The 13,023-nt window shown below is 64.6% G+C and carries 13 protein-coding genes; 6 read left to right on the top strand and 7 right to left on the bottom strand.

Translation table 11 applies throughout. The features are described 5' to 3' along the window. Nucleotide 1: 1 nt before the first annotated feature. From ACQKPS_RS16415 to ACQKPS_RS16435, 5 genes are all read left to right on the top strand, one after another. Nucleotides 2-1,159, top strand: coding sequence for an alginate O-acetyltransferase (locus ACQKPS_RS16415; protein WP_254481379.1), 1,158 nt, complete (start codon nucleotides 2-4; stop codon nucleotides 1,157-1,159). Between the two features lie 20 nt (nucleotides 1,160-1,179). After that, nucleotides 1,180-1,827 carry an alginate O-acetyltransferase AlgF gene (locus ACQKPS_RS16420; RefSeq protein WP_283724777.1) on the top strand — a complete coding sequence of 216 codons (648 nt, stop codon included), beginning with the start codon at nucleotides 1,180-1,182 and terminating at the stop codon, nucleotides 1,825-1,827. Between the two features lie 36 nt (nucleotides 1,828-1,863). Further along, entirely contained in the window at nucleotides 1,864-3,318 is a 1,455-nt protein-coding gene (locus ACQKPS_RS16425) for a mannose-1-phosphate guanylyltransferase/mannose-6-phosphate isomerase (RefSeq protein WP_254485622.1), read from the top strand. Between the two features lie 100 nt (nucleotides 3,319-3,418). Next, on the top strand, nucleotides 3,419-3,883 hold the full coding sequence (locus ACQKPS_RS16430) for a multidrug transporter (RefSeq protein WP_254481381.1): 465 nt from the start codon (nucleotides 3,419-3,421) through the stop codon (nucleotides 3,881-3,883). 70 nt (nucleotides 3,884-3,953) lie between these two features. Further along, on the top strand, nucleotides 3,954-4,766 hold the full coding sequence (locus ACQKPS_RS16435) for an SDR family oxidoreductase (RefSeq protein WP_254481382.1): 813 nt from the start codon (nucleotides 3,954-3,956) through the stop codon (nucleotides 4,764-4,766). Nucleotides 4,767-4,872: 106 nt separating this feature from the next. Here ACQKPS_RS16435 and ACQKPS_RS16440 read toward each other — a convergent pair whose 3' ends face one another. From ACQKPS_RS16440 to ACQKPS_RS16460, 5 genes are all read right to left on the bottom strand, one after another. Next, on the bottom strand, nucleotides 4,873-5,667 hold the full coding sequence (locus ACQKPS_RS16440; RefSeq protein ID WP_427604885.1) for an SDR family NAD(P)-dependent oxidoreductase: 795 nt from the start codon (nucleotides 5,665-5,667) through the stop codon (nucleotides 4,873-4,875). A gap of 13 nt (nucleotides 5,668-5,680) precedes the next feature. Then, nucleotides 5,681-7,135, bottom strand: coding sequence for an efflux transporter outer membrane subunit (locus tag ACQKPS_RS16445; RefSeq protein ID WP_427604887.1), 1,455 nt, complete (start codon nucleotides 7,133-7,135; stop codon nucleotides 5,681-5,683). Then, nucleotides 7,132-8,193, bottom strand: coding sequence for an HlyD family secretion protein (locus ACQKPS_RS16450; protein WP_427604889.1), 1,062 nt, complete (start codon nucleotides 8,191-8,193; stop codon nucleotides 7,132-7,134). The genes ACQKPS_RS16445 and ACQKPS_RS16450 overlap by 4 nt, the downstream gene beginning before the upstream one ends. A 27-nt stretch (nucleotides 8,194-8,220) precedes the next feature. Continuing rightward, nucleotides 8,221-9,762 carry an MFS transporter gene (locus tag ACQKPS_RS16455; protein ID WP_254481385.1) on the bottom strand — a complete coding sequence of 514 codons (1,542 nt, stop codon included), beginning with the start codon at nucleotides 9,760-9,762 and terminating at the stop codon, nucleotides 8,221-8,223. Nucleotides 9,763-9,872: 110 nt separating this feature from the next. Beyond that, complete coding sequence (locus ACQKPS_RS16460) at nucleotides 9,873-10,781, bottom strand: LysR family transcriptional regulator (RefSeq protein ID WP_254481386.1); 909 nt, start codon at nucleotides 10,779-10,781, stop codon at nucleotides 9,873-9,875. 273 nt (nucleotides 10,782-11,054) lie between these two features. Here ACQKPS_RS16460 and ACQKPS_RS16465 point away from each other — a divergent pair, with 273 nt between their 5' ends. Beyond that, nucleotides 11,055-11,504 (top strand): universal stress protein, encoded by a 450-nt coding sequence (locus tag ACQKPS_RS16465; protein ID WP_427604891.1) that lies wholly within the window; start codon nucleotides 11,055-11,057, stop codon nucleotides 11,502-11,504. A 443-nt stretch (nucleotides 11,505-11,947) separates the two neighbouring features. Here ACQKPS_RS16465 and ACQKPS_RS16470 read toward each other — a convergent pair whose 3' ends face one another. Together ACQKPS_RS16470 and ACQKPS_RS16475 are read right to left on the bottom strand one after the other, a co-directional pair. After that, nucleotides 11,948-12,808 (bottom strand): efflux RND transporter periplasmic adaptor subunit, encoded by an 861-nt coding sequence (locus ACQKPS_RS16470; protein WP_283724783.1) that lies wholly within the window; start codon nucleotides 12,806-12,808, stop codon nucleotides 11,948-11,950. Between the two features lie 10 nt (nucleotides 12,809-12,818). Beyond that, a complete protein-coding gene (locus ACQKPS_RS16475; RefSeq protein ID WP_008097766.1) occupies nucleotides 12,819-13,019 on the bottom strand; it encodes a DUF1656 domain-containing protein in 201 nt (66 codons plus the stop codon). Between the last annotated feature and the right edge of the window lie 4 nt (nucleotides 13,020-13,023).

Here is a 13,023-nt window from a genome sequence, read left to right on the forward strand (position 1 = left end):
CATGACCCGGACATTACGCGTCACCTATTCCCTGTCGTTTCTCGGCCTGCTGGTGGGCATGGGCGTCTGGTCCACCGGCGGCTTCGAGAGCTTCCACCGCACCGAGCAGATGACCCTGCTCAACGGCAAGCTGGCCAAGGCCGCCGAGACCCACTACGACGACCAGTTCCCGATCAAGCGCCTGGGTACCAACCTCTGGGCCGCGCTGGACTTCAAGCTGTTCAACGAAGGCCGCCCAGGCGTGGTGCTGGGCCGCGACCAGTGGCTGTTCAGCGACGAAGAGTTCAAGCCCAGCGCCGGTGCCGAGCAGCAGATGCAGGACAACCTGGCACTGATCCGCGGGGTACGCGACACCTTGCAGAAGCATGGCAGCCAGCTGGTGCTGGCGATCATTCCGGCCAAGGCACGGGTGTATTCCGAGTACATCGGCAAGCAGCAACCGGCCAGCCTGCACGACGACTTGTACAACCGGTTCCATGCCCAGGCACGCCAGGCCAATGTGTTCGCCCCTGACCTGATGGCAGCCCTGGAACAGGCCAAGGCCCGCGGTCAGGTATTCCTGCGTACCGACACCCACTGGACGCCGATGGGTGCCGAAGTGGCGGCGCAGGCGCTGGCCGAGGCCGTCAGCCGCCAGAGCCTGCTCAATGGCGCGCCGCAGACCTTCATCACCGAAGCTGGCAGCACCGCCCCGTACAAGGGCGACCTGACCAACTTCCTGCCCCTGGACCCGCTGTTCAGCAACCTGCTGCCGACCCCGGACAACCTGCAGCAACGCACGACCCGCCCTGCCGAAGCCACAGGTGACGGCGGCGACGCCCTGTTCGCCGATAACCAGATCCCGGTCGCCCTGGTGGGTACCAGCTACAGCGCCAACCCGCACTGGAACTTCCTCGGCGCGCTGCAGCAGGCGCTGCACAGCGACGTTGCCAACTATGCCGAAGACGGCCACGGCCCGTTGCTGCCGATGCTCAAGTACCTGCAAAGCGATGCCTTCAAGAACGCCGCGCCACAAGTGGTGGTGTGGGAATTCCCCGAACGTTATCTGCCAATGACCAACGACCTCAGCAGCTTCGATCCGCAGTGGATCGCACAGCTGAAGAACTCACGTAAATCCGAAGAAAACCTGGCCTTGTCGTCCACCCGGACGAATCACTGATCGATAGAGAGGAAATGCACATGACTACCAAGACTTCCATTGCCAAAGCCCTCACCCTCGCGGCCGGCCTTTCCCTTGCCTCCATGCAGGCCTTCGCCGGTGCCGACGCCGCGCTGTACGGCCCGAGCGCGCCGAAAGGCTCGACCTTCGTGCGCCTGTACAACGCCTCCAGCGCCCCGGCTGCGGCCAGCGTCGGCAACACCCAGATCAAGCAGGTCGGTGCCCAGGCCAGCAGCGACTTCAGCTTCCTGCCGGGCGGTGACTACACCGCCCAGGTCGCCGGCAAGAGCGTGCCGGTGAAGCTGGCGGCGGACAAGTACTACACCTTGGTCAACAGCGCCAACGGCACCCCGCAGCTGATCGAAGAACCACCGTTCAAGAACAAGCAGAAAGCCTTGGTTCGCGTGCAGAACCTGAGCGACCAGGCGGTGACCCTGAAGACCGCCGACGGCAAGACCGAAGTGGTGCCGTCGGTGGCCACCAAGGGGCGCGGCGAGCGCGAAATCAATCCGGTCAAGGTCAACCTGGCCTTGTTCGAAGGCAACAAGAAAGTCAGCGACCTGAAACCGGTCGCCCTGGAGCGTGGCGAAGCGGCCGTGCTGTACGTAACGGGTTCCGGCAGCAACTTGTCGCCGGTGTGGGTAACTCGCCCCGTGGCTAGCAACTGATCCCCCCTGCCTCATAACGACTATTGGAGAAACATGATGATCCCGGTAATTCTTTCTGGTGGTAGCGGTTCGCGTCTGTGGCCTCTGTCGCGCAAGCAGTTCCCCAAACAGTTCCTGGCACTGACCGGCGAACACACCTTGTTCCAGCAGACCCTCGAACGCCTGCGCTTCGACGGCATGGACACCCCGATCGTGGTCTGCAACAAGGACCACAAGTTCATCGTCCAGGAGCAGCTGGCTGCCCTGAACCTGGAGACCCAGGGCATCCTGATGGAGCCGTTCGGTCGCAACACGGCCCCGGCTGTGGCGATGACGGCCATGAAGCTGGTCAACGAAGGCCGTGACGACTTGATGCTGGTGCTGCCCGCCGACCACGTGATCGACGACCAGAAGGCCCTGCAACGCGCCCTGGCCCTGGCCACCGTGGCTGCCGAGCGCGGCGAGATGGTGCTGTTCGGCGTGCCGGCAACCAAGCCGGAGACCGGCTACGGTTACATCCGTTCCAGCCAGGACGCGCTGCTGCCCGAAGGCGTGGCCCGGGTTGCCCAGTTCGTCGAGAAGCCCGACGAGAAGCGCGCCGCCGAGTTCGTCGCCGCCGGTGGCTACTTCTGGAACAGCGGCATGTTCCTGTTCCGCGCCAGCCGCTTCCTTGAAGAGCTGAAAAAGCACGACTCCGACATTTACGATACCTGCCTGCTGGCCCTTGAGCGCAGCCATGAAGACGGCGATGTGTTGAGCATCGACGAAGCCACCTTCGCCTGCTGCCCGGACAACTCTATCGACTACGCGGTGATGGAAAAGACCCAGCGCGCCTGCGTGGTGCCGATGTCGGCCGGCTGGAGCGATGTGGGCTGCTGGTCGTCGCTGTGGGAAGTGCACGACAAGGACGCCGACGGCAACGTCACCAAGGGCGACGTGGTGGTGCAGGACAGCCGCAACTGCATGATCCACGGCAATGGCAAGCTGGTGTCGGTGATCGGCCTTGAGAACATCGTCGTGGTCGAGACCAAGGACGCGATGATGATTGCCCACAAGGACAAGGTCCAGGGCGTCAAGCAGATGGTCAAGACCCTCGACGAGCAGGGCCGCAGCGAAACCCAGAACCACCTGGAAGTGTATCGCCCGTGGGGCTCGTACGACTCGGTGGACATGGGTGGCCGCTTCCAGGTCAAGCACATCACCGTCAAGCCAGGCGCCAGCCTCTCGCTGCAGATGCACCACCACCGCGCCGAGCACTGGATCGTGGTGTCCGGCACCGCCGAGGTGACCTGTGACGAGAACGTGTTCCTGCTCACCGAGAACCAGTCGACCTACATCCCGATCGCCTCGATCCACCGCCTGCGCAACCCGGGCAAGATCCCGCTGGAGATCATCGAGGTGCAGTCCGGCAGCTACCTGGGCGAGGACGACATCGAGCGCTTCGAGGATGTGTATGGGCGGACTTCGACGCCGATCGAGCGCGGCGTTTCGGTGAAAACCATCGCGCAATAAGCAACACCCAAGGGGCCGCCAGTGCGGCCCCTTCCTTTTGAGGCAGGCCAGTTTTGGCGCTACGATGACCAGACCTGCTCAACCAAGGTCTGCCTGCCCCATGATCATCGGTGCCTTTCTCATCCTCACCTGGCTGGTGCTGCTGTTGCGCTACCCGGCCAAGGCCCTGCCGATTACCCTGGCCGCAATCTGTGGCCTTGGCCTGGTGACATTGTTGGTCATCTGGCAGGACAACCGCGAAGCCTCACAACTGGCACGCCTGGAATTGCGCCTGAGCTATGCCCCCGAACACTGCCCTGCAGACCGTGCGCTGCAGGTGCGCATGAAAAACGGCAACACGGTACCGCTGACCGAACTGCGCTGGCGGGTGGCGGCGTATGCACCGGGCGATACCGTGAACCTTGCGGAGAACACTTATAACGCACCGCGCTACCGTGGCCCGGGTGAACTGCAGCCGGGGGCGGAGTGGGAGGACTGCCTGCCACTGCCCCCATTGCGCTCGGGATATCGCCCACAGACACTGGAATTCCGTGCCGAGCATCTGCAAGGTACATTTGCCAACTAATCCAGCGCCTGTTCCGGCCCTTTCGCGGGCACAGGTTCATACCTCTCTCACCTGCTGACAGGCCCCAACCATGCCCACCGTCCTGATCACCGGTTGTTCCAGCGGCATCGGCCGCGCACTGGCCGACGCCTTCCGCGATGCCGGCTACCAAGTCTGGGCTACCGCCCGCAAGCCTGAGGATGTCGAGCGACTGAACGCTGCCGGCTTCAGCGCCCGGCAACTGGACGTGAACGACAGCGAAGCCCTGGCCTGCCTGGCCGAGGAACTGCAAACCCTCGACATACTGATCAACAACGCCGGCTACGGTGCCATGGGGCCGCTGCTCGACGGCGGCGTCGATGCCCTGCGCCAGCAGTTCGAGACCAATGTCTTCGCCGTGGTCGGGGTCACCCGCGCACTGTTCCCGTTGCTGCGCCGTGCCCGCGGGCGGGTGGTGAATATCGGCAGCGTCTCGGGGGTGCTGGTGACGCCGTTCGCAGGCGCTTACTGCGCCTCCAAGGCCGCCGTGCATGCCCTGAGCGACGCACTGCGCCTGGAGCTGGCGCCGTTTGGCATTCAGGTGATGGAGGTGCAGCCGGGGGCGATTGCCTCGCAGTTCGCCAGCAATGCCCAGCGCCAGGCCGATCAGGTGCTGGCGGCGGATTCGCCGTGGTGGCCGCTGCGCGAACATGTGCAGGCGCGGGCGCGGGCGTCGCAGGACAAGCCGACGTCGGCGGCTGAGTTTGCCCAGGGAGTGCTGGCGGCAGTTGGCAAGTCGCCGGTGCCGGCGGTGGTGCGGTTGGGCAATGGCAGCACGGCGCTGCCGCTCATGGCCCGCCTGCTGCCTACGCGGTTGCTGGACTGGGCCTTGCGCAAGCGCTTCGGATTACTCCGGCCCCTCTGAGTCCTGTGCCGGCCCTTTCGCGGGGCAAGCCCGCTCCTACAAGAAAACGCGATCCCCTGTAGGAGCGGGCTTGCCCCGCGAAAGGGCCGGTACAGGCGACGACAAATCAGGCGATGGAACGCAGCACCCCGCCATCCACCCGCAGTGCCGCTCCAGTCGTGGCACTGGCCTGCATCGATGCCAGGTACACCACCATGTTGGCCACCTCTTCAACCGTCGCCAACCGCTTGATCAGCGAAGTTGGCCGGTGCTCGGCCAGGAAGTTGGCCTCCAGCTCTTCGGTGGATACCCCCTGCTCCTGCGCCAGCTTGGCAAAGAAGTCACCCACCCCCTCCGAGCGGGTCGGCCCCGGCAGCACCGAGTTCACGGTCACCCCGGTACCTGCCAGGGTCTCGGCCAGGCCACGGGACACTGCCAGCAGCGCTGTCTTGGTCATGCCGTAATGAATCATCTCGGTCGGGACCTGCAACGCCGACTCGCTGGACAGGAAGATCACCCGCCCCCACTTGCGCTGCGCCATGCCCTGGGCGTAGTGGCGCGACAGGCGCACGGCGCTGAGCACGTTGACATCAAAGAAGCGCTGCCAGTCGGCATCGTCGATCTCGAAGAACGGCTTGGGCTCGAAGATGCCGAGGTTGTTGACCAGGATATCGGTGTGTGGCACCTGGTCGAACAGCTTCTGCGCGCCCTCCTGGCTGCCCAGGTCAGCGGCAATGCCGATGATGCGCGCTTGCGGCAAGCGCTCGCGCACCACCTTGAGTGCTTCATCGACACGGGCCTGGGTGCGGCCGTTAAGTACCACTTCGGCGCCCGCCTCGGCCAGGCCGATGGCGATAGCCAGGCCAATGCCAGCGGTAGAGCCGCTGACGATGGCGCGCTTGCCGTTCAAGGAAATGTGCATCTGTGCTCCCTCTCTAGCTATGAGAATGCTGCGGCTGCTCGTCGAATGCCTGCCAGCCACCGCCCAAGGCCTTGTACAGCCCTACCAGCGCCTGCGACACCGCGGCAGAACTGTCGATCCACTGCTCTTCGCTGGCCAGCAAGGCACCCTGCACGGTCAGCACGTTGAGAAAGTCCACCGCCCCTTCCACATACTGGCGCTGGGCGGTTTCCAGGGCGATGCGGTTCTGCCGCACTGCCTCGGCCAGGTGGTCGCGACGCAACTGGCTGGCGTTGTACAGGCGTAGCACATCGTCGATTTCGTGCCAGGCGCCGAGCACCACTTTGCGGTAGTTGAGCGCTGCTTCCTGTTGCTGCGCCTCGCGCAATTGCAGGGTACCTTTGAGCCGGCCACCTTCGAAGATCGGCAGTGACAGCTGCGGGCCGAAGGCAAAGCGACGCGAATCCCAGCCGCCGAAATCGGCCAGTTGCATGGCCTGGAAACCGACGCTGCCAGACAGGCGGATACTGGGATAGAAGTCGGCCTTGGCGACACCAATGCTCGCAGTGGCAGCATGCAGGCGTGCCTCGGCCTGGCGGATGTCCGGCCGCCGCTCGGCCAGCTCGGACGGCAAGCCGATGGCGAACTTCTGCTGCGGCGCCGGGAGCTCTCCCGCTTGCAGCAACTCGGCCTGCAAGCTGCGCGGCGGTTCGGCGGCAAGCAGGCTGAGGGCATTGATCAGGTCGTCACGCCGGGCCTCAAGGCTTGGCAGGCGCGCCTCGATGGACGCCACCTGGGCGCTGGCCTGGGCCACGTCGAGCCGGGTGGCGACGCCTTCGGCCTGACGATCCTGAGAGAGCTTCAGGCTGTGCTCGGCGACCTTCAGGTTGTCGCGGGTCACCTCCAGGGTGTGCTGCACGGCACGCAGCTGAATGTAGTTACCGGCGGTTTCCGAGAGCAGCGCCAGCAGCACGCCACGGCGGTCGTTCTCGGCCACCTCGACGGTGGCATCGGCCGCTTCCACCTGGCGCCGCACACGGCCCCAGAGGTCCAGCTCCCAACCGGCGACCAGGTCACCCTGCCAGAGGTTGAAGGCTGACTTGCCGGCGTTGCCAGACGGGTCGCTCAGGCCTTCGGCGCTGTTGCGGGCACGGCTGTAGCCAACGTTGGCATCGACCGCTGGCGTTTCATCGGCCGCCACCGTGCTGCGCAGGGCACGGCTTTGCAACAGGCGGGCACTGGCCATCTGCAGGTCGAGGTTGTTGTCTGCAACCCGCTGGATCAGTGCGCTCAGGCGAGCGTCATGGAAGGTGTCCCACCAGCGCAGTTCCAGCGGCTCGGCTTGTGGCTGGCTGGCAGCGGCTTCACCTTGCAGCGCTGCCCATTGCCGGGGGGCCTCGCTGTCGGGACGCTGAAAGTCCGGCCCGAGGGTGCAACCGGCCAGCAGCACGGCCAGCAGCAGCGGGCTCAAGCGTACGGCAGGTTTCATCGGGCGCTCACCTCTTTACCGGCCAGCTTGTCGCCGAGGGTGTCGATGGTTGCCTCGACCGACATGCCCACCCGCAGGCGTTCGAGCAGCGGTTGGCCGTCATCGAAGACGATCTTCACCGGAATGCGTTGCACAACCTTGGTGAAGTTGCCGGTGGCGTTGTCCGGTTTTACCGCAGCGAAGGTCACGCCAGTCGCCGGGGCGATGCTCTCGACATGGCCTGTGAGGGTTTCACCGGAGAAGGTGTCGACGCTGATGCTGACCGGCTGGCCTGGCTGTACATGGGTCAGCTGGGTTTCCTGGAAGTTGCCGACCACATAGGCATGCTGCAACGGCACCACCGAAAGCAGGCGCGCACCGGGGTTGACGAAGGCGCCGACGCGCAGGGCACGCTCGCCGACCATGCCGTCGACCGGCGCGGTGATGCGGGTGTAGGACAGGTCCAGCTGGGCCTTCTCCAGGCCGGCTTCGGCACGCTTCAACTGGCCATCGGCGCTGGCCACCTGGGCCGTGAGGATGTCCACCTGCTTGCGTGTCGCCACCAGCGCCGCCTGGGCGTTGGCCAACCGTGCACGGGCCTGGTCAACCCGGCTGCGCGCCTGCTGGGCGTTCTGCACGGTACCGGCGCCCTGCTCGGCCAGGCGGCTGTAGCGGTTGACCTCATGGTCGGCGAACGCGGCTTCAGCCTGGGCTGCCGTGACTGCCGCCTGGGCCTGGGCAATCAGTGCAGCCTGGCGCTCCAGGGTGGCACGGGCATCGGCGCTTTGCGCCTTGGCCACCAGCAACTGGGCCTGGGCAGCATCCAGCGCGGCCTGGTAATCACGAGCATCGATGGTCGCCAGCAACTGGCCGGCCTGCACCTGCTGGTTGTCTTCGACCAGCACTTCTTTGATGAAACCGGCGACCTTGGGGGCGACCACGGTGTAATCGGCGATCACGTAGGCATCGTTGGTGCTCTGCCGGTGGTCGCTGCCGAACAGCCAGGGGCCGACGATACCGGCCAGCACGGCGACGGCGAGCACCGAGCCGATGAGAAGGGTTTTACGGTTGTGGGTCATGTTCAGTGTCTCGAATTCATCCAGGGTTCAGGCCACCGCGCGCGGCGGATAGACCCGGGTAGGCACGAAAGGAATCAGGCAGATCAGGGCCACGGCGATGCAGGCCATGACCAGGTAAAGGTCGGCGGATGTCAGCACCTGCGCCTGGTCGTGAATGCGCTTGGCAAGACCGGCAGCGTTGTCGTCGATCAGCGGGGCGTTGCCCAGGCTGTCCACCAGGTGGTTGGAATGAAAGTGCCGACGCAGGGTGCCCAAGGCATCCAGCAGGCCCCCGGCAATCACGGCAGCCAGGCCTTTGACGGTGTTAAACCAGCTGGAGGCGAACGGGCCTTCCTGCGGGGTCATGCCGTTGGTGGAGAGCATCAACAGCGGCAACACGGCCATTGGCTGGCCGAACACCTGCAGCAGGTAGAACGGGTAGAAATCGCCGCGGATCCACGCACTGGTCAACAGGCTGCTGCCCACGCACGACACTGCCAGCATGGCCAGGCCGACGGCCAGCACCCAACGGCAGTCCACCGCACGGATGTTGCACAGCGCAGCGGTCAGCGGCAGGGCGATCAGCTGCGGCATGGCCACCAGCATCATCAGCGGGCTGGTCTGCGCTGGCCGATAGCCCTGGATCTGCGCCAGGTACGCCGACGGAATGCTGCCCACGCCGGACAACACGATCAGCACCCCGGCCAGGGTCAGCAGGGCGAAGCTGAGGTTGCGCCGCTGCAGCATGCGCAGCTGGAAGAATGGCAGTGGCTCGGACCATTCGTTGTACAGGAACAGCACCAGCAGCAGCACGCCACCGCCCAGCAACCAGCAGATCAGCGGTGAATCGAACCAGCCCCAGCGGTCACCCAGCGACAGGCCCAGGACGATGCAGCTGATCGCCGGCAGGCCGAGCAGCACGCCGCGCCAGTCGAACTGCTTGAAGCGCTCCAGGCGCAGCGGGTCCTGCGGCAGGCCCCAGCCGACGCAGAACATGGCCAGTGCCGAGGGCAGGATGATCTGCCAGAACGCCCACTGCCAGCCAACGTACTCGGTCCACAGGCCCGCCAGCGGCGTGCCGAGGTTTGGCCCGAAAGTGGCGGTCAGGGCATAGCAGGCCAGGCCGTAGACCTTGATGCCAGGTGGCAGGAAGCGCAGCGCCACGCTCATCAGCATCGGCGGCAAGGCGCCCGAGGCGAAGCCCTGGAGCACACGCAGCAGCATCAGGCTGTGCAGATTGGGGGCGAACGGTTGCAGCAAACCCAGCACGGCAAACAGGCCGACCGCAGTCATGGTGAAGCGGCGCAGGGAGAAGGTGGTGGCCAACCAGGGGGCGAAGGCCATGGCCGATACCGACGCAGCGCTGTAGACCGCCAGCAACCAGGCGCCTTCGTCGGCACCGATGCCCATGGCACCGCGGATATCGGCGAGAGAGATCTTGGTGACCGACTCGTTGAGGCCGGCGCAAAGCACCGCCAGCAACACACCGAACAGCCCGACCACCACCCGCAGGCCGAACGCCGTCTGCGCAGGCGCGGCCGGCGCGGGGGCGGCGGCAATCGCGGCAGAAGGGGCGGACAGGGAACTCATGGGCAGACATCTCCAGCAACAAATTTGCGACTGGAGCCAGTCTAAGAAGGTCGAATGCTGACGAAAACTGACTTCTCGGCAGGTTTAAGTTGCGTCAGGCGCAATCCGGCTCAAGGATCGACGCTGCAACAGGCCTTCAGGGTCTGCCGCAGCCAGCGATGCGCCGGGTCATTATGAAAGCGCGGATGCCACGCCTGCAGCACCGTCACTCGCTCCAGCGGCACCGGGATCTCGAACGAGCGCAACGGCAACCCGAGCTTGTGCACGCTGTTGAGGATATTGGCCGGCATCGGCAGGATCAGGTCGGAATCCGGCAGCGAGAACAGCGCCGAGTGAAAACTCGGGGTGATCAGCGCCACCCGCCGCTGCACCTTGAAGTTGGCCAGTTCGACATCGATCGGCCCGTTGGCGCGGCCACGGCGGGACACGCTGATCTGTGGATAACTGGCGAAGCTGCTTGGCGTGATCGGCTGGTCGAAGATCGGGTGGTCACGCCGTGCCAGGCCCACGTAGTAGGTCTGGAACAGGCTCTGCACCTTGATCTCCGGGCCCAGGTCAACGGTCGAGCTGATGATCAGGTCGGTGCGCCCATCGCGCAGCACGCTGTCGTCGTCGCCCCCGGGACTTTCCGGCACGAAGCGCAGCACCGTGCGCGGCGCCTGTTCATGCATACGGCGCAACAGCGGCGCGCCATACAAGGCGATGAACAGGTCATTGGTGCGAATGTTGAAGGCGCGATCGAGCCTGGGCAGGTCGACTTCATCGGCGCTGCGGAACACCTCGCCAGCCTGCTCCACCAACGCCGCCACCTGCTCGCGCAGGGCCAGCGCCCGCGGCGTCGGCACCAGGCCACGGCCGGCACGCACCAGGATCGGGTCGCCCAGGGCATCACGGATACGCCCCAGGGTTCGGCTCATTGCCGCCGGGCTCAGGTTCATGCGCTGCGCGGCGCCGACCACGCTGCCTTCGTCGAGCAAGGCATCAAGGGCGACTAGCAGGTTCATGTCCGGGAGTTGCATGGCCGTTTTCCGTTACAGCTGTGGGGAAAGGCGATGGTAGCAGGTTGATGGATTGCACCAGACGCAATGCGCTCGTGCGTGGTGGGGCATTTATTCTCAGGTCGTGTTCGGCAATAAATGAAATATAGGCAGGCCCGGCCTTTTCGCGGGGCAAGCCCGCTCCCACAGGAACCTCACATTGCCTGGGACTTGTGCAATCCATGTGGGTGCGGGCTTGCCCCGCGAAAGGGCCGAACCTGCCGTAACATCTGCCAGCTCCAGAAAGGATCCCCCATGCCCAGCCCCGTCCTTATCGCCATCGATGCCTCACCCGCCTCCACTGCCCTGCTCACCCTGGCCCGCCGCTATTGCCGCCCCGGCGAACACGCTCTGCATGTGCTGCTGGCCATCGACTCGACCTTCGCCGTACATGACAAGCCTGGGCCCTACACCACCGAAGAACTGGAGGAATACCCCGCCGCCTGCGAGGAGCAACGCCTGGGCGACCGCGCCGTGGCCGAAGCGGTGGCGCTGCTGCAACAGGCCGGCTTCAGCAGCCGGGGCTGCATGGTCGCCGGTCAGCCAGTCGAGGCAATTGTCACCAAAGCACAGGAACTGAACTGCGAGCTGATCATCATGGGCCACCGCCACCTGTCGCGGCTGGGGCGGTTACTGGACCCGTCGATCAGCGCAAAAGTGATTGATCGAGTTGAGGTGCCGGTGTTGGTGGGGGCTGCTTGCTAGCAGTCAGACACGGCACAGCTAACCCTTCCAGCACATGCAGGCATGGGTAGATGGCTTGCCCTAACAACATATTGTGAGCATAAGCCGTGGCGGCTGCGGCTTTTCGAGGGTTTATCGCGTATCGGGCAAGGCGAGGCTTGGAAAAAGCCTGTTCGAGGAATTGGCTCCAGTCCTGATTTGTCAAACTCGTCCATCCTGTATTAGCATTCGCGGTGCAGCCCTAAGTCGCCCTCTCCCAGAAGACCTGATGGTCATGCTGGTGATGACGCTAGGTACGTATCAATGGCCCCGCAACGCGGGGCCATTCCTTTTCCGGATCGCTCTTGTTGGCGACGCGAAAACGGCATTGTGCAGCGCGAACGCCATTCAGCTCATGCCATCCCCTTCCTACTCTCTCGTAGTCCTTTTCCCAAAGACATAAGTACATCCAACTTAAGCTTTGGCTATTTCTCGCCCGGCTTCACCACCACCGTACACGTCGTCCCCGCCGCCAGCAGAAACCCGTCCGGCACCTCATCGATATGAATCCGCACCGGCACCCGCTGTGCCAGCCGCACCCAGTTGAAGGTCGGGTTCACATCGGCGATCAGCTCGCGGCTCTGTGGGTTGTCGCGGTCGTAGATGCCGCGGGCGATACTCTCCACATGCCCCTTGAGGCGCTCGCCGCTCATCATTTGCAGCTCGGCCTGGTTACCCACCTTCACATGCGGCAGCTTGGTCTCCTCGAAGAAGCCGTACACCCAGAACGAATGCTCATCGACAACCGCCATCACCGCTTCACCGGTACGCGCATAGTCGCCCTTGTGGATATTCAGGTTGGTCACGTAACCGTCGACCGTGGCGACGATCTGGGTGCGCTTGAGGTTCAGCTCGGCCGCAGCCAGTTCAGCCTGGGCCTGTTGGTAGTCGGCCTGGGCAGAGTTAGCGATGTTGCTGGCGTCGTCACGGTTTTCCCTGGAGATCACCAGGTTGTCCATGTCGGCGCGGCGCTTGGCGTTGACCTTGCGCATTTCCCAGGTGGCCTTGCGCGAGGCGACCAGGGCCTTGGCCTGGTCGACCGCCAGCTGGTAGTGCTCAGGGTCGATCTGGATCAGCAGGTCACCCTTCTTCACCCGCTGGTTGTCCTTGACCGGCACATCGACCACATAGCCCGGCACGTCGGCGGCGACGTTGATGATGTCGGCACGCACGCGGCCGTCGCGGGTCCACGGCGTGGTCATGTAGTGCAACCACAACTGGCGTCCGATCACCACGGCAGCGGCCAGTACCAGCAGGGTGGCGATCAGGCTGAAGAACTTTTTCATCGAAGGATTCTCACCAGTAGAGCGACAGCGCCAGGGCGCCGAACAGGCAGACGAACAGGCTCAGGCGCAGCAGCGCCGGGTGCCAGAAGAAGCGGTAGCCATCATGGCTGGCGATGAACCGGTCCAGGCCCCAGGCCAGGCCCAGGGCGAACAGGAACATCAGGGTCATGGTGGGCATGTAAACGCCATGAAAGGCGATCTCGCGGGGCATGCTT

It is taken from the genome of Pseudomonas sp. NPDC086566 (assembly GCF_050280885.1).
In the GTDB taxonomy this organism is placed as follows: Bacteria; Pseudomonadota; Gammaproteobacteria; order Pseudomonadales; family Pseudomonadaceae; genus Aquipseudomonas; species Aquipseudomonas vlassakiae.